A 16,013-nucleotide genomic window follows, 5' to 3' on the forward strand; every position below is an offset into this window, starting at 1 on the left:
TGGATGGCTCGCAGCGTTCTACAGCTTCTGAGCCCCGGACCTGACGGATTACTTCGAGGTGTTCCCCAAACCCGAATTGGCGTGCATCAGATACCGCTGGGCTCGGCAGACGCCTCGGATTATCCACGAGCGCTTACAGCTTGTCAGCGGGGAATCTCCACATCACGTGTCCATCCTTAATTCTCGCTCACCAGCGGAAGGCCGCAGAGACTGTACTCGGTCGCTAGGATCCGTTCTCCCACGGATAAGTGCTACCAAGCGGTCGACTACTTGGCAACTGCTCCAGCGGCAACCGCGCAGAATTCGAAAATTGGCGCGCATCAGGAAACCTTGATTCACTCTTTCTTGCAGCACGAGTACTCTGCGCTAAGTTGATTCAATGAGCAATAAGATTTCTTATCAGGGCGAAGCCGGATCGAACTCAAACATCGCTTGCACCGAGAGGTTCCCCGATATGGAAGCCGTCCCGTGCGCCAGCTTCGAGGATGCGTTTGCGATGGTCGAAAGTGGCGCGGCAGACCTCGCCATGATCCCGATAGAGAATTCCATTGCCGGCCGTGTTGCCGATATCCACGTATTGCTCCCTGAATCTGACCTTCAAATCGTTGGGGAACATTACCTCAGAATCCGTTTCGACCTGCTCGGAATTCCCGGAAGCAGCATTGAAGCCGCCACCGAGGTCCATAGCCACATCCACGCGCTAGGCCAGTGCCGACGTTTGATCCGCGAACATCAGCTGACCCCGGTCATAGCCGGGGATACTGCAGGGTCCGCCCGCGAGATCCGGGATTGGGATGACCCCCGAAAATTGTCGTTGGCCCCGCCGATGGCCGCCGAACTTTACGGACTCGAGGTCCTGTCCAGCGGGGTCGAAGACGACCCAACGAATATGACCAGATTCGTTGTGCTGGCCCGCAAACAAGCTTTGCCTACCCGGGCGCAACTGCCCGATGAAGTCATCACGAGCTTGGTCTTCCAGGTACGCAACGTGCCCAGTGCGCTGTACAAGGCACTTGGCGGATTCGCGACAAATGGCGTGAACCTCACGCGTATGGAAAGCTACATGGTCGGCTCCACATTCGCCGCGACCACGTTCATGGTTGACATTGAAGGGCACCCGGAAGATCTTCCCGTACGGCTCGCCCTAGAAGAACTGGATTTCTTCACATGGGAAATCAAAACCCTCGGAACCTACGCGGCCAGCGAGCACCGGCAGGCCGGATCAGCTTCTTTCATCTGATGTTGCTCCGTCGCTCTGACACGCTTCGTATCCATTGGACGCAAATGTTCTAGGCCGCAGGGGAATCAGTCTGAGGGACTTTCATAGCCTGCGACCAAGCAGTTCTGCACCATGGCTGCTGGAGAATCGACCGTATCCGGAACGTACCCCGTAGACGTCGCAGATCACCAACGGCGTATTTCCCGTTGCGGCGTTATGCCAGCTATTGGCGAATAGCAGCCAAATTAGCTTCAAGCAGAGCTCCGACGGTTTCGATTGCCTCCCGTACGGCATCCGGATCGGCAACAGTCAGTTGCTGAAACACTAAACCGTCCAAAGCGGCAAAGACCGCTCGGGCCAGCGGTCGTGAGTTGACGTGCCCTTGCCTACCCAAGGCACGCTGCAAAGCGTCGATATATCCCTCATAGAGCGCTTTGGCCTCATCGCGAAGGTCGGGGCGGCGGCGCGACTCCAGCACGAATTCATACTGAAACAGCTGAAGCTGCGGCTCTCGCTCGACCAGTTCGACCAGCGTACGCGCGAACCCCCCGTCTATGGTTTCCGCGGCAGACAAGTCACTTAGTCGTATAGCCCTAGATATTGCCCAGGCCACCGCCTCATGGAGCAACGTGTCCTTGGTCCCGAAGTGGTGGCTAATCAGGGTGTTGTTGACCTGCGCTACCTCGCTGACCGCACGAAAAGTAAGGCCGTGGAGTCCGCGTTCGGCCACGACCGCCACGGTGGCGGCAAGCAGTGCTTCCTTGCCGTCGCCATATTTATTGTTCCGCATCGCTTTCACATACTGAGTCTAACTCCTCAACGTGGCCCTTGACACAACGAACTAAGCAGATGCATAGTTTTAACCATGTGAGGCAGACCACGCCTCGAAACCCGCGAAACACAATTCCCGCGCAGCCTCCAACTCGTGATCGAAAGGCCCCTCATGTCTGCCTCGATAGACCCCAGCAAATCCCCTCCGACGCTTCACCGCACCTTGCGGTGGCAGGATGCATTCGCCTTGGCGATGGCCGTCTCCGGAGGTCTCTTCGTATCCTTCGGTGCAACCATGGCCGCCATCGGTGCGCTGTCGGCCATGTTCATTTGGGCCCTTGCCGCAGGCATCGGCTGGGCGCAGAATCACCTCTTCGCGGAGATGGCATCCATGTTCCCCGACAAGCCCGGAGGGGTCCCGATCTACGCGCATGAGGCTTGGAAAGGACGATTTGCTCCAGCAGGTGCGCTGGCGACTTTCGGATATTGGTTCGGCTGGTCCGCCGTTATTTCAATCGTCAGTCTGACCGCCGGTGCCATCATCCAGGTCCGCTGGTTCCCGGTAGCGACTTGGGTCCTGGACTTGGGAATCCTGCAGGTAGGGCCGGCGCAGTTGATCGGTATTGTGCTAATTCTTGCACTCATGGTGCCGAACCTCTTCGGTGCACAGCCAGCGGCTTGGGTAAACAAAATCTTCGGAGCCTTGCTGCTGATCCCCCTACTTACCTTCGTGGTTGCCCCGCTGGTTAGCGGCCAGTGGGACGTGAGCAACCTGTCTTGGGGTCTAGGACAGGCCGGAGCCGACCACTGGGGAGGCTGGCAAGACGCCGCAGTATGGCTCTACCTCATCGGCTGGACCGCGTACGGCACCGAAATGTGCGCAGCGTTCACGCCCGAATACCGTAGCAAGAAGGACGCCCGCCGCGCGCTCTCCAGCTCCGGGGCCTACACGTTCATGATGTTCGCACTGGTCCCCATTGGCATCGGCGGACTGCTCAGCCAGGCCGACGCCGCAGCAGATCCCGCGGCAGTGTTTGTCAGTGGCTTCGCGGCCGTATTGCCCGCTGGCTTCGCCGGGGATGCGGCGCTGCTTATTACCATTGGAGCGCTGCTCATGGGCGTGAACGCCAGCATGGCGGACGGGTCACGCGCGCTCTTCGGAGCCGCAGTCGATGGGTTGGTCCCCCGCGAGTTCGAGAAGCTCAACCGTCATCAGGTCCCAGCCAGGGCTATCGCTGCCGCCGTGGTCATGAACATCCTGCTGGTCCTCTTCGTCTCCAACCCGATTTCCATCCTCGTGGCGGCAAATATCGGCTACCTCTTAGCCATCCTGCTGGCCGTCTCCGGTTTTCTGCTTCTTCGCTGGGATCGGCCCGACGATCCACGCAGTTTCAAGCTCGGGCGTTGGTCAATTCCACTGGCCATAGTTCTCACCATCTATGGAGCGGCAGTCTTGATCGTCGGGGCCGCTTCGTCCCAGATATCTGGATATGGAGGGCCCTTCGAGTTGACTATCGGCGTCGGCATCCTCCTGCTCTCCCTGGTCCTGTTTGTGATCCGGCGCCGATTCCAGGATCGACTGCCATTGATGCGCGAGCCGCAGGCCCCTTCAGACCTCCACGAAACCCAAGCCTAGAACTCTCTTTATTCACCCCAACAAAGGAAGAACAACCTCATGCCACAGGTATTCCACGCCCATCACACCACCACCGCATTCGAACCGTTCGAACTCGGCACCGTCCAGTGGCTCCGCCGCAATGGCGACAACGGCAATCAGGCGCTCGCCTCCGGCATCTGGAGCATCTCCCCTGAGGAGGCGCCCGAGCCCTTCGACCTGCCCATCGGGGAAGACGAAACCATCTACATCGTCTCCGGGCACATCCGCATCGAGGTCCAGGGCGGAGACATGCTCGAGCTCACCGCCGGATCCATGGCCTCCCTGTCCAAGGGCGCCATGACGCGCTGGACCATCCTCGAACCCACCATCGAATTCTTCGTCTACAGCTAAGGCACTGCCACCATGAAAACCACTGACGTCATCATCGTCGGCGCGGGCTTCGCCGGCCTGACCGCCGCCCGCGAACTGTCCCGCCGCGGATTCAAGACCACCATCCTGGAGGCCCGCGACCGCATCGCCGGGCGCACCCACCTCGAGGAGCATCTGGGCCGGAACCTGGAACTCGGCGGAACGTGGGTGCACTGGACCCAGCCCTACGTCTGGGCCGAAATGGGCCGCTACGGGATCGCCCCGGTCGCCGGCCCCGACTTCACCAAGGCCTATTGGAGCACCGAGGGCCAGCAACATACGGGGCATCCAGACGAGCTGATGGACTTGCTCGACGCCCCCAACCAAGCCCTACTAGCCGATGCTCGCAAGTATTTCCCCTTACCCTGGTCCCCGCTGGCCAACCCCGAGCTCGCCAGCATCGACGGCACCACGCTCTCGGAGGCCATCGACCGCCTGGACCTTCCGGAGAACCAACGCCAGCTGCTGCGCTCCTTCTGGACCTTAAACTTCAACGGCGCCCTAGACCAAGCCGCCTACACGCAGGCACTGCGCTGGTGTGCTGCGGCCAGCGGGTCCTGGCAACTTATGTTCGAAACCTGCGCAACCTTCAAGATCGAGGGAGGAACCCGGCGCCTGGCCGAGGCCATCCTGGCGGACTCTGACGCCGAGTTGCGGCTGAACCAGCCGGTGGCTTCCATCCATCAGGACGAGAACGGAGTCGTCGCCAGCACCATCGACGGACAGCAACTCACCGCCCGCCAACTCATCCTTGCCGTCCCCCTGGGCACCCTGAACGACATCGACATTCATCCTGAACTTTCAGCCATTAAACGCAAAGCCGCAAGCCGCAGCCATGCCGGCCGCGGCGCAAAGCTCTGGATCAAGGTCAAGGGACGGCAGGAACGCTTCGTTGCCATGGGCCCCGAAAACGCCGCCCTGAACTTCGCCCAAGCCGAGTACATCGATGCGGACACCACCACCTTGGTCTGCTTCGGACCCGACGCCGCAGCTGTCAACGTCACCGATACGTCCGCGGCCCAGCGCAGCCTCGATGCTCTCGTCCCCGGATTGGAGGTCTTGGAAGTTGCCGGCCATAACTGGGTCGACGACGAGCATGCACGCTGCACCTGGTCGATGCACTACACGGGATATCTCACCGATTCCCTAGCCGAGCTGCAGCGCTCCGAGGGCCGCATCCGCATCGCAGGCTCGGACCTGGCCAAGGGATGGGGAGGCTTCATCGACGGCGCCATCGAGTCCGGCATTGCGGCAGCCCGCGACGCCGCCCTTGAGCTCACCGATATGCCGCGCGTCAATTCAGCCCTTCCCATCTGATCCGTTGCACTTCGTCTAGGGATTGGCCTCAGGTCGTTGCTACAGATTCAGAGCTATTCATGAGCATCTGCTCGGTTGGATTCTTGGATTGAAAAATGGTTAATTGCTTCTTGTCGATGCAATGGAAACCTAGGTTGGGTAGATAATCTAGGACCGCTAATCGCAGCGATCATGGTCCACAGCGCAAATGCGATTTCCACCAGCAGCAGCGATCCGCCGCTTAGAACCGAATTCAGCAGCACGTCACCAGCCTCCTTCCCAGTCCAATGGACAGGGCGGGGGCTGGTCTCTTCTGGCCCCAAAACGCAAGTCTGCTTGCGCCAAGATAGTGACTGCAGGCAAATCACTTTAACCTGCTTTCAGGCGCTTTCGGTGCTGGGTTCGTAGGCGCAGCTTAACCCTTACCCAGCCTCAAATCAGCACCCATATCTCCCTGGCGACTGTTCCCTGTCCGTCGGTTTCCCGGTCAATAGAATCGGTTACTGGTAAACTCGATAACGATGCCCTTTGGAACAGGGCAGTTTTGCCTCGACATGTGAACGCTTTTTATGCGCGACTGGTCGACTGGTTTAGAGCATTTTTTGTTGATTCGCGTAGCACGCTCGAACCCACAATCGGGATCCGGAGCATCGCGCGAAACTTGAATAAGGCTTAACAAGCCGGAGAGGTATGTTTGACTCAACGCGTCGCCATCATTGGAGCAGGACCCAGCGGCATCGCCCAGCTGCGGGCATTCGATTCTGCCAAGAAGTCAGGGCGTGAAATCCCCGAGATCACCTGCTTTGAGAAGCAAGATGATTGGGGTGGCCAGTGGAACTACAACTGGCGCACCGGCATCGACAAGTACGGCGAACCTGTACATTCGAGCATGTACCGCAACTTGTGGTCCAACGGCCCCAAGGAAGCCTTGGAATTCGCCGAATATACCTTCGACGAACATTTCGGCCGCCCCATTTCTTCCTACCCACCACGTGCCGTGCTGTGGGATTACATCAATGGCCGCGCAGAGAAGTCTGACGTCAAGAAATACGTCCGCTTTGCGACCGTAGTGCGCTGGGTCGATTACGACGAGAGCACCAAACTATTCACCGTCACCAGCGAAGACCTGAAGACCGGTCTGACGGAAAAGAACGATTTTGATCATGTCATTGTCGGCACCGGTCACTTTAGCTTCCCGAATGTTCCAGATTTCAAGGGAATCGAAAGTTTTCCCGGCGAGCTCATGCACGCCCATGACTTCCGTGGCGCCGAGCGCTTGGCAGGCAAAGACGTTCTGCTGATCGGCGCAAGCTACTCGGCCGAGGACATTGGTGTCCAGTCCTTCAAGATGGGTGCACGCTCGGTGACGTACAGCTACCGCACGGCCCCAATGGGATTCGATTGGCCAGAAGGCATTGAAGAGCTCCCCCTCATTGACCACTTCGAAGGGTCCACTGCACATTTCAGCAATGGCGTATCCCGCAAATTTGATGCTGTTGTCTTGTGCACCGGGTATCTGCACCATTACCCCTTCTTGCCCTCCGACCTTGCCCTAAGTTCACCGAACAACGTCTACCCGGACACTCTGTACCGTGGTGTGGTTTCCGAGAACAATAGCCAGCTTTACTACCTAGGTGCCCAGGATCAATGGTTCACCTTCAACATGTTCGATGCGCAGGCTTGGTATGTCCGTGATCTGGTTTTGGGAGAAGCCGCGGTCCCTTCAGCGTCCGAACAGCGTGCAAGCATAGATGCGTGGCTGGAGCGATTCAACGCTATTGAGACCGCGGAAGATGAAGTGAAGTTCCAGGCGGACTACATTCGCGATCTCATCGAGCAGACGGACTACCCGATGTTTGATTTGGATGAAGTCACCCGGACTTTCATGGCGTGGAAGATGGATAAGAAGAAAAATATCTTGACCTACCGCGACAAGGTCTACCGTTCAGTCATGACTGGCACCATGGCAGCAGAACACCACTCGCCCTGGCTGAGCGAGCTCGACGATAGCTATCAGCGCTACATGTCATCCCCTCAGGAAGAAAAGCTCGAAGACCTTACGGCAATTGAGACGGCCAAAGTCCATAAATTCTAGTCAGAATCTGGCTTGATAGTTCAGTTGATAAAGTTCGTATTGCCCTGTGCCGATTTCTTGCCACAGGGCAATACGTTTAAATCCTTCCGTCATTTCATAGCCGCTGCCGATAGGCATCCGGGATGATTGGCTGAACGTTTGAAGGCTCCTATTGCGAAGTTGCGAAAGCTGCATCGAGATTCCGCAATGTTCCTGTGGAATCGGGAGACCGGAGGATTTAGTTTCAGTAATGTCCGGCGAGGCAGTTCCCAGCTGAAGTCGGGTGGATAAAACCTCATTTGCACCTTGAGATGTGGAGAGCCTCGTTATTCGACTTAAGGTCCGTTTAAGTACAGTCGGACTGCAATAGACGCGTCGCAAGGACGGCAAGCACCTAACTGTTCCACGAATACCTTCGCTCTGGTCTGCCCACTCCCCCGTACCGCAGATTCACCTGAGCCAGGTTCTCTTCGGCCAAATATTCCAGATACCGGCGAGCGCTCACCCGCGAGGTGCCGAGTTTCTCGGCGGTTTCGGTGGCGGAGATGGGATTAGTGGCTTCCTTGACGATGTTTTCCACGAGTGCCAGCGTTTCAGCGCTGCAGCCTTTGGGCAGGGGGCGTCGGTTCTGCCCGCTCAGTCCGAAGAGCCGGTTCACGTCTGCCTGTTCCAGCTCTTGATCTGCCTCTTGCAGCGGCTGGTAAGTTTTCGAATAGTGCTCCAGCCGTTCGCGAAGATCTTCGCGGGAGAACGGCTTCATCAGGTAGTGGACGATTCCGCCCCTCAAAGCACGGCGGACGGTGTCCATTTCTCGGGCCGCGCTAATGACGATGACATCTAAGTCCGGCTGTACCTCGCGTAGCCGTTGGAGCAGGTCGAGCCCGTTCATATCGGGTAAGTGGATATCTAGCAACGCGAGATCCGGCGAAAGCGCGGTTGCGGCTTTGATCGCCTCGTTGGCCGAGTGAGCTACTCCCACAACCGAGAACCCCGGCTCGTTATTGACGAACCCTGAGTGCACCTTGGCGACCATGAAATCATCATCGATCACCAGTACTTTGATCACGAGTTGTTCCCTACTTCCTGAGTGTAGCGGTGAACCGCGCACCGTGGTCGTTAACCGCTTGGACGTCCCCTGCGCGGCGACGGCAGACCAGTCTGGTTAAAGCCAGCCCGAATCCCCTTCCGCCGGAAACGGTCGTGTCTTTGGTGGAGAATCCCTGGGTAAAGATTTCATCGATTGCCGCGTCATCTACCCCCGAACCATTGTCGCCCACCACAACGGTAATTTGCGTATCGCTTTCTGCAATGCGTAGTTCGATGCGTGGTTGGCTCACCGCCGATACCGCGTCTATTGCGTTGTCTACGAGGTTTCCGATAACGGTGGTCAAGTCCCGAGCCAGTTGGTCATCACTGCGGCCCAGGTTGGAATCCTCGGCGACGGTGAGTTGGATTCCGCGTTCGGTCGCGACACTTGCCTTGGCAATGACCAAGGCAGCTATGGTTGGTTCGGTGATTCGCGCTGCGACATCTTCAAAGAGTTTGCTGCGGCTGAAGCTCACTCCATCAATGAATCCTACGACTTCGTCGTACTCTCCTAATTGGATGAGCCCGGAGATGGCGTGGAGCTGATTGGCGAACTCGTGGGTTTGGGCTCGGAGCATGTCCGATGTCGCTTTGCTGTCTCCGAGCTCTTGCTCCAAGAGAGTCAGCTCGGTTCGATCGCGGAAAGTGGTCACCGAGCCGAGGTCCCTGCCGGAAGTCATCACTGGCATGCGGTTGAAGACCAGCACACGTTCGCCGATGAGGAATTGCCGGTCTGCCTGCTGCTGTTGCGTGGTTAGAGCGCGAGTAACCTGCGGTGCCACCTTGAGTTGGTCGAGTGTTTGTCCTACGCAGTTGTTGGGTAGTTGCAACAGCTCTATGGCGATGTCGTTGGCGAGCATGACCCGGTGTTCCGGAGAGACGGAGACGATCCCCTCTTTCACTCCGTGCAGCAAGGCTTCGCGGTGTTCAAAGAGTTCAGAAATTTCTCTTGGCTCCATACCGCGGGTTTGGCGCTTGACGCGTCTGGACAGGAGCACCGAGCCGGTGGCCCCCAAGAGTAGTGAGATGAGGAGGGTGAATAGTGCGCTGGGCGCGATTTCACGAATGACAGCCTGCGTTGAGGGATATTTTTGCCCTGTGCTCACAATGCCCACCATCGACCCATCATCGTCCAAGACCGGCACCTGAGCGATCAGTACGTGCTTCCCTTGGCGCCAGATATCTCCGGTCCAACCTCGTCCTTCGGTGACCTGAGACTCGGGCTGAAGAATTGTGGTGCCTACTTCGTCGGGAAAACTGGACGTGATCGCCTCACCGCTAGGATCCGCAATCGTGACAAATTGCAGGCCCGAGGTACTGCGTACGGCTTCGGCCATGGCTGGCAACGCGGACCCCATTTCCGGTTCGGCCCCCGGGAGGAGGACCCGCAAGAGCGGGTTGGCCGCTAGCGATTCTGCTGCGGAAAGGCTGCGCCGGCCTTCTTCTTTTTCAAAGGTATTCGTTGCCTGGGTAATTGAGACCACCACAAATCCGGTGACCACTACGCCAATGATCAGCAACTGCAATATGAGGTACTGCCCGGCTAGGGACATTCTGTTGGCGAATAGTTCGCTGGGCCAGGCCCTTGTAGTCTTCACTGCTCCTCCTTCCCCATCATCTGCTGCCTTTGCAGTTGCTTCCCGTCCGGCACCGCCCTTGCGGTGCACCTGGCAACTTTACCGAAGTTTGGCATGAGCCAGCTCACAATTTTTAGTTACACAATGAACAGTATTTTCTTTGCGTACGCAAGCGTGACCTACCTCACTCACCTGCTTAGTGTTGAACTATTCGCACCCCAATGAAGACAAAGGCTGAATCCATGAAGAATTTCAAGTCACTCCGCATGCTGACAGCGGTAGCCGCCGCTGCAACGCTCGCACTGACCGCAACAGGTTGCGGCGTCACTAGCTCTGGCAGCGATCCAAGCGCCTCCGGCTCCGCCGCAAGCGGCCCACTGGAGGGCCTGCGCATTATGGTTCCAAACACTCCTGGAGGCGGTTATGACACCACCGCCCGTGTGGCAGCCAAAGTCATGGATGACGCAGCAATCGCTTCCAACCTCGAAGTCTTCAACCTTGCCGGTGCTGGCGGCACCGTTGGCCTTGCTCGAATCGTCAACGAAAAAGGCAACGGAGACCTAGGGATGCTCATGGGCTTGGGCGTGGTGGGCGCAAGCTACACCAATGAATCTGAAGCCAAGCTGACCGAGACCACCCCGATTGCAAAGCTCATCGAAGAGCCGGGCGCAATCATGGTGTCCAAGGATTCCCCATACAAGACCATTGACGATCTTGTAGCTGCGTGGAAGAAGGATCCAGGGAAACTCTCGGTCGGTGGCGGCTCGTCTCCGGGCGGACCCGACCACCTGCTGCCGATGCAGCTGGCCGAAGCCGTGGGCATTGATCCCAAGGACGTGAACTTCGTTTCCTATGACGGTGGTGGCGATCTGCTGCCGGCCATCCTGGGCAACAAGCTCGACTTTGCAGCTTCCGGTGCAGGCGAATACATGCAGCAGATTGAAGAGGGGTCGGTTCGTGTGCTGGCGACCAGTGGCGAAGAACGCTTGGAAGGCGTTGATTCACCAACCTTGCAGGAATCCGATATTGACTTGGTCTTCTCCAACTGGCGCGGCCTGGTCGCTCCACCGGAGATCTCGGACGAGGACAAGACCAAGTGGACCGAAGCGGTCACCAAGATGCACGAGTCCGATGAATGGCAGGAAGCCCTGGATACCAACGGTTGGACCGACGCGTTCATGACCGGCGACGAGTTCTCGACCTTCCTCAGCGAACAGGACGAGCGCGTAGCCAACGTGCTCAAGACCCTGGGTCTGGCGTGAGCCAAGTAACCACAGCGAAAAAGAAGCGCGTCGAACTCCTGTTCGCCGCGTTTCTTTTTCTGGTGGGAATCATCGTGTTCGTTGATGCGTCGCAGCTGCATGTGACGTACTCCCAGTCCGACGTGGTGGGCCCAAAGGCCCTGCCGTACGGGGTTGCGGGAATCCTGGTACTTTCTTCTATCGCTCTGGCGATCACCGTGCTCCGCGGAAACCTCGCCGAGGGCGAGGAAGGCGAAGACGTTGACCTTAGCCAGCCTTCGGACTGGAAGGTCGTCCTTCCGCTGCTGGCAGTATTTGTGGTCAACATCTTGTTGATCAACACAGCCGGCTGGGTCATCTCGGGAACCATTCTGTTCTTCGGAGCAGCCGTTGCCCTAGGAAGCCGCCGCTACTTGCTGACGTTGCTAATCTCAATCGCCATGTCGCTTGGTACCTTTTACGGCTTCTACTTGGGTCTGGGCATCAAGCTGCCGGCCGGAATTCTCTCGGGGGTGCTGTAAGTGGAAACACTGAATCTGCTGATGGAGGGTTTCGCTTCGGCGCTCACTCCCATCAATCTGCTCTTCGCTTTAGTTGGCGTGATCCTAGGTACGGCCGTAGGTGTCCTGCCCGGGATTGGCCCAGCCATGGCCGTAGCGCTGTTGCTGCCGGTCACTTATGGCATGGAAACTTCTAGCTCACTGATCATGTTCGCCGGTATCTACTATGGCGGCATGTACGGCGGCTCGACCACCTCGATTCTGCTCAATACACCGGGCGAGTCCTCCACGGTTATCACGGCTATCGAGGGCCACAAGATGGCCAAGGCCGGGCGTGCTTCCCAGGCGTTGGCTACAGCTGCTATCGGCTCGTTCGTTGCAGGCACCATCGGCACCGCCTTGCTGGTGACCGTGGCACCGTTTGTGGTGAAGTTTGCGGTAAGCCTTGGCGCTCCGAGTTATTTCGCCATCATGGTCCTCGCCCTGGTTACGGTTACCGCGGTTCTCGGTTCCTCAAAGATCCGAGGTTTCGCGGCCCTTGGCCTTGGCCTCGCCATTGGCTTGGTCGGCATGGACCCGGTATCCGGACAGAGCCGTTTGACCTTTGGCTTTGCCCCGTTGATCGATGGCATGGATATCGTAGTGGTTGCCGTGGCGATCTTCGCCATTGGCGAGGCGCTATGGATCGCAGCTCACCTCCGGCGCAATCCTGCACGCACGATACCTGTTGGACGTCCTTGGATGGGCAAGGAAGATTGGAAACGCTCATGGAAGCCATGGCTTCGCGGCACCGCTTTCGGGTTCCCGTTCGGCGCACTGCCCGCAGGAGGCGCCGAAGTGCCCACCTTCCTCTCCTACGTCACGGAAAAGAAGCTTTCAAAGCACCCGGAGGAATTCGGGCACGGTGCAATCGAAGGTGTCGCCGGCCCGGAGGCAGCGAACAACGCTTCGGCCGCTGGCACGCTGACGCCGATGCTCGCCTTGGGCTTGCCCACTAACGCGACCGCAGCCGTCATGCTCGCTTTCCTGACCATGAAGGGTATTCAACCAGGCCCCTTGCTCTTTGAAAATGAACCGGCCTTGGTTTGGGCGCTGATTGCCAGCCTGTTCATTGGCAATACCCTTTTGCTGTTGCTCAACCTTCCGCTTGCCCCGTTGTGGGCGAAGCTGCTGAAGATCCCGCGTCCGTTCTTATACGCAGGCATTCTGTTTTTCGCCACTTTGGGCGCGTTCTCGGTGAACATGCAAACCGCGGACTTGTGGCTTCTGCTGCTGCTCGGCCTGCTGGGCTTTGCCTTGCGTCGCTTTGGGCTGCCAATCCTCCCGTTAGTCCTCGGCGTGATCATTGGCCCCATGGCCGAACAACAACTGCGTAAGTCATTCCAGCTCAGCGCCGGTGAAATCTCCGGGCTTTGGAGTGAGCCGGTAGCGGTGACGATCTACATCATCATTGCCATCTTGCTACTCATCCCAACGGTCCTCAAGATGATTGGCAAGGCACGAGGCGGAGCCTCCGAGCTCACCGCAGGTCTAGCCGCCGGCGGAGCCATCAGCGAAGACGAGTTGGAAAAGACAGAACTTCGTCTGCCAACCGGAGCACGTCGCTCGGCCGATGACGAGCAGGACGGAAAGGACAAATCATGACAATTGTTGTGGGCTATCTCCCCTCGCCACAGGGCGAGGCAGCACTAGATCAGGCAATCATCGAGGCACAACGTGCGCAAGCACGACTTGTAGTGGTCAACTCGTCAAAGGGAGATGCATTAGTAGATGATCGTCTAATCGACGCTAGGGAGTTTCATTTACTGGAAGAGCAGCTCACCTCAGCGGGCCTCGACTTCTGGATCGAACGCTCCGCCCAGGGACGTGATGCAGCGGACGAGATTTTGCGAGTTGCACAAGCGCAACGAGCACAGCTCATAGTCATCGGGCTGCGCAAGCGCAGCACAGTGGGCAAGTTTATTATGGGTAGCACCGCGCAACGCATCCTGATGCAGTCCGGGTGCCCGGTCCTCTCGGTAAAGGCTGGCAACGCCTGGTAGAGGATCTAGAACGTTGAAGCCGGGTGCGCAAAAGACAATTGTCTTTGCGCACCCGGCTCCAGCTTTTCTGGCTACTCCCTGGACGCCGGACTGGCCCCGTGCGAATAGCAGAGCCGGGCACGTATACTTCCGTGCCCGGCATGGCCTACAAGCAGTTAGGACTTGTATGGATTGGTTGGAGGGGTTGATCCGTCTTCAGGGTCCTGTCGGTTGACCGGACGAGTCGGGTCGGCTTGATTTGCCGGGCGGATGTTAGTAGTCGATGGTCCGGCAGGATTTGGTGGAACTATTCCCGTCGATAGTTCGTATGGTGGCGTTCCACCGGCGAGGCGCACAAGTTCAGACGTATTTTCAGCGGTACGAATCTGCGCGATCAGCGATTCCAAGCATGCGCGAGCAAACACGAGGTAGATCAAAACGAAGAGCGGGCCGAGAACTAGCAGCACCAGGAGGCCAAAGATGGCGTCTTCGTTGAAGGCGGCGATGGTGAACCCGAGGTAGGACACGACCAGCATGATCATGATCAAGATGTATACGATCTTGATAATTGACGGCGTGACAAATTTACGGAACCCGAAATCAAATAATGCTTTCACTGTGCAGCCAACTTTCTTTCATGGACTCAACTGACTTGTAAGAGGCTACCGCAAACCAAAGGGATTGTCCTGACGCATGACAAACTATTTTCTACTGGGTTGGATAAATAGAAAGTCATCGACAATGTTCATCTTGAGTTTCAGCGGCGTCCAATAGTTTCTACTAGACGTGCAGTTTTAGACGAGCTGCTCAAGACTGCGTTTTACGATCCACCATTCAAGTCGATCTGAAGATTAGTCTTGTTGCCTACGCCTCGAGAATGAATCGCGAGATCTGCTGTAGTTTGAGATCGCTTTCTTCGCCTTCTTCACGCCGTGGATACCGGAAATCGATGAGGCAACCAATATTGAACCACGGCTCGACACATGGGATATAGGTGGCTTGCGAAACCGGGCCCTGCGCATCGGGATCGTAGTACCAAAGTTCACGAGAATCTCGCTCACGTCCACATAGTTCTTCACCGGCTCACCACCGTAGCCAAACTTGTCGGGTCGATAGCCTCCTGCACGAATTGCCCATTCGGAGAACCCCGAATCAACGTAAACATCCATATTGGCTACCGCACGGAGAGTTTCGATCATGTATTCCGCCATGGCCTGCGGGTCCTGAGCCAATGAACTGCCCAGTTTGGTGGGGATGAGTTTGCCTTTGTACTTTCGAATGAGCTTGAGGCCGGTCACGCAGTCGCGGATTCGAGTCACGGAGTGCATGTTGTTTTCCCGCTTCAACTTGACGCCTTCGAAGTCGACACGGCTAGATCGCAGTGCTTGACCAGCTCGGCGACAATCGCCGGCGGCATCCAGCCCGCCTTGGATAGTGCACCCACTGTGCACTAGGAATAGCTTTGCGTGGCTCGCTGCGCAATACCTGAAATATGCGCTTCCATCGCCGCGTGCACAGCCGAGGAGTCCTTTGTAATGAGAGCTTCGATAATCCGTTCATGCTCTTCGATGGTGTGTTCACCACTCATCGAATTTTGCACAACCAGCCTGAACCTCTGGATATGCCCCTCGATGGCGGAATAGGCCCTGAAAAGGAACTCGTTACCTGCGGCCTCGGCGAGACTTCGGTGGAACTTTTCATCGGCTTTCCAATAGGCACGGTAGTCCGCGAAGGCTTCACCGCCCCGCGCTTCATTCAACTCGCTATTGCAAGCTAGGAGTTCGCTCACCAGCGTCTCGCTTTGGTTCTCGCAGGCGAGCCGTGCCATACCCGGCTCTAGCATTGCACGGGCCGCATTTATTTTTTGTACATCATCGACCGTCGGTTCCGGCGCCACTCGATATCCGCGCAATGCTTCCCGTCGAACCATGCCAGTGGTTTCCAGACGCGCAAGCGCTTCACGTACCGGCGTGGAGGAAACTTGGAATTTTTTGGCCAATCCGTCAATGCTCAGCTGCGAACCGGTGGGCAGTTTATCGTCCAGAAGGAGAACCAAAATCGCGTCAAAGACCTGGTCTGCCAGCATCGGACGCGCGGCGATTAGCGGGGTCGTATCTTCCGACGGCAATGCGTTCATGACGAAATCCTATCCAACGTATGTTTTCTCTTCATCCTTTATTGCCAATTCATCATCGAGACCGC

16 protein-coding genes are annotated in these 16,013 nt (G+C 57.4%); 9 read left to right on the top strand and 7 right to left on the bottom strand.

Annotated elements, in window-relative coordinates; all coding sequences use genetic code 11:
* The first annotated feature begins 379 nt into the window (after nt 1–379).
* Nucleotides 380–1,240, top strand: a complete 861-nt coding sequence (locus tag CQ019_RS14555) for a prephenate dehydratase (RefSeq protein WP_096288237.1) — start codon at nt 380–382, stop codon at nt 1,238–1,240.
* 202 nt (nt 1,241–1,442) lie between these two features.
* On the opposite strand, the gene CQ019_RS14560 is transcribed toward CQ019_RS14555, so the two are convergent.
* The gene (locus CQ019_RS14560) at nt 1,443–2,009 is read right to left on the bottom strand and encodes a TetR/AcrR family transcriptional regulator (RefSeq protein ID WP_096288318.1); all 567 of its coding nucleotides are present in this window, start codon (nt 2,007–2,009) and stop codon (nt 1,443–1,445) included.
* Nucleotides 2,010–2,162: 153 nt separating this feature from the next.
* Between CQ019_RS14560 and CQ019_RS14565 the strand changes: the two genes are divergently transcribed.
* Genes CQ019_RS14565 through CQ019_RS14575 form a run of 3 tightly spaced genes read left to right on the top strand, consistent with a single transcriptional unit; the run spans nt 2,163 to nt 5,333 of the window.
* Nucleotides 2,163–3,626: an APC family permease gene (locus CQ019_RS14565; RefSeq protein ID WP_096288239.1), complete on the top strand. Its 1,464-nt coding sequence runs from the start codon at nt 2,163–2,165 to the stop codon at nt 3,624–3,626.
* A gap of 39 nt (nt 3,627–3,665) precedes the next feature.
* Nucleotides 3,666–3,998, top strand: coding sequence for a cupin domain-containing protein (locus CQ019_RS14570; protein ID WP_105554753.1), 333 nt, complete (start codon nt 3,666–3,668; stop codon nt 3,996–3,998).
* Between the two features lie 12 nt (nt 3,999–4,010).
* Nucleotides 4,011–5,333, top strand: coding sequence for an NAD(P)/FAD-dependent oxidoreductase (locus tag CQ019_RS14575; RefSeq protein ID WP_096288243.1), 1,323 nt, complete (start codon nt 4,011–4,013; stop codon nt 5,331–5,333).
* A gap of 53 nt (nt 5,334–5,386) precedes the next feature.
* Here CQ019_RS14575 and CQ019_RS18310 read toward each other — a convergent pair whose 3' ends face one another.
* Nucleotides 5,387–5,575 carry a hypothetical protein gene (locus tag CQ019_RS18310; RefSeq protein ID WP_141393591.1) on the bottom strand — a complete coding sequence of 63 codons (189 nt, stop codon included), beginning with the start codon at nt 5,573–5,575 and terminating at the stop codon, nt 5,387–5,389.
* Nucleotides 5,576–6,006: 431 nt separating this feature from the next.
* Between CQ019_RS18310 and CQ019_RS14580 the strand changes: the two genes are divergently transcribed.
* On the top strand, nt 6,007–7,407 hold the full coding sequence (locus CQ019_RS14580) for an NAD(P)-binding domain-containing protein (RefSeq protein ID WP_105570008.1): 1,401 nt from the start codon (nt 6,007–6,009) through the stop codon (nt 7,405–7,407).
* A 373-nt stretch (nt 7,408–7,780) separates the two neighbouring features.
* Here CQ019_RS14580 and CQ019_RS14585 read toward each other — a convergent pair whose 3' ends face one another.
* Both CQ019_RS14585 and CQ019_RS14590 read right to left on the bottom strand, forming a co-directional pair.
* A complete protein-coding gene (locus CQ019_RS14585) occupies nt 7,781–8,452 on the bottom strand; it encodes a response regulator (RefSeq protein WP_096288247.1) in 672 nt (223 codons plus the stop codon).
* 10 nt (nt 8,453–8,462) lie between these two features.
* Nucleotides 8,463–10,070, bottom strand: a complete 1,608-nt coding sequence (locus CQ019_RS14590) for an ATP-binding protein (RefSeq protein WP_308727263.1) — start codon at nt 10,068–10,070, stop codon at nt 8,463–8,465.
* A 221-nt stretch (nt 10,071–10,291) separates the two neighbouring features.
* On the opposite strand from CQ019_RS14590, the gene CQ019_RS14595 reads away from it, so the two are divergent.
* Genes CQ019_RS14595 through CQ019_RS14610 form a run of 4 tightly spaced genes read left to right on the top strand, consistent with a single transcriptional unit; the run spans nt 10,292 to nt 13,832 of the window.
* On the top strand, nt 10,292–11,311 hold the full coding sequence (locus CQ019_RS14595; RefSeq protein ID WP_176484262.1) for a tripartite tricarboxylate transporter substrate binding protein: 1,020 nt from the start codon (nt 10,292–10,294) through the stop codon (nt 11,309–11,311).
* Nucleotides 11,308–11,811, top strand: a complete 504-nt coding sequence (locus CQ019_RS14600; RefSeq protein WP_096288249.1) for a tripartite tricarboxylate transporter TctB family protein — start codon at nt 11,308–11,310, stop codon at nt 11,809–11,811. The genes CQ019_RS14595 and CQ019_RS14600 overlap by 4 nt, the downstream gene beginning before the upstream one ends.
* A 21-nt stretch (nt 11,812–11,832) precedes the next feature.
* Nucleotides 11,833–13,434 (top strand): tripartite tricarboxylate transporter permease, encoded by a 1,602-nt coding sequence (locus tag CQ019_RS14605; protein ID WP_374954804.1) that lies wholly within the window; start codon nt 11,833–11,835, stop codon nt 13,432–13,434.
* Nucleotides 13,431–13,832 carry a universal stress protein gene (locus tag CQ019_RS14610; protein ID WP_105570009.1) on the top strand — a complete coding sequence of 134 codons (402 nt, stop codon included), beginning with the start codon at nt 13,431–13,433 and terminating at the stop codon, nt 13,830–13,832. Before CQ019_RS14605 ends, CQ019_RS14610 begins: the two co-directional genes overlap by 4 nt.
* A gap of 155 nt (nt 13,833–13,987) precedes the next feature.
* Here CQ019_RS14610 and CQ019_RS14615 read toward each other — a convergent pair whose 3' ends face one another.
* From CQ019_RS14615 to CQ019_RS14625, 3 genes are all read right to left on the bottom strand, one after another.
* Nucleotides 13,988–14,428, bottom strand: a complete 441-nt coding sequence (locus tag CQ019_RS14615; protein WP_105570010.1) for a DUF4282 domain-containing protein — start codon at nt 14,426–14,428, stop codon at nt 13,988–13,990.
* A 234-nt stretch (nt 14,429–14,662) separates the two neighbouring features.
* Nucleotides 14,663–15,157, bottom strand: a complete 495-nt coding sequence (locus tag CQ019_RS14620; RefSeq protein ID WP_146113380.1) for a hypothetical protein — start codon at nt 15,155–15,157, stop codon at nt 14,663–14,665.
* Between the two features lie 104 nt (nt 15,158–15,261).
* Complete coding sequence (locus CQ019_RS14625; RefSeq protein ID WP_096288257.1) at nt 15,262–15,948, bottom strand: GntR family transcriptional regulator; 687 nt, start codon at nt 15,946–15,948, stop codon at nt 15,262–15,264.
* Between the last annotated feature and the right edge of the window lie 65 nt (nt 15,949–16,013).

The organism is Arthrobacter sp. MYb229, assembly GCF_002975405.1.
Taxonomy (GTDB): Bacteria; Actinomycetota; Actinomycetes; order Actinomycetales; family Micrococcaceae; genus Glutamicibacter.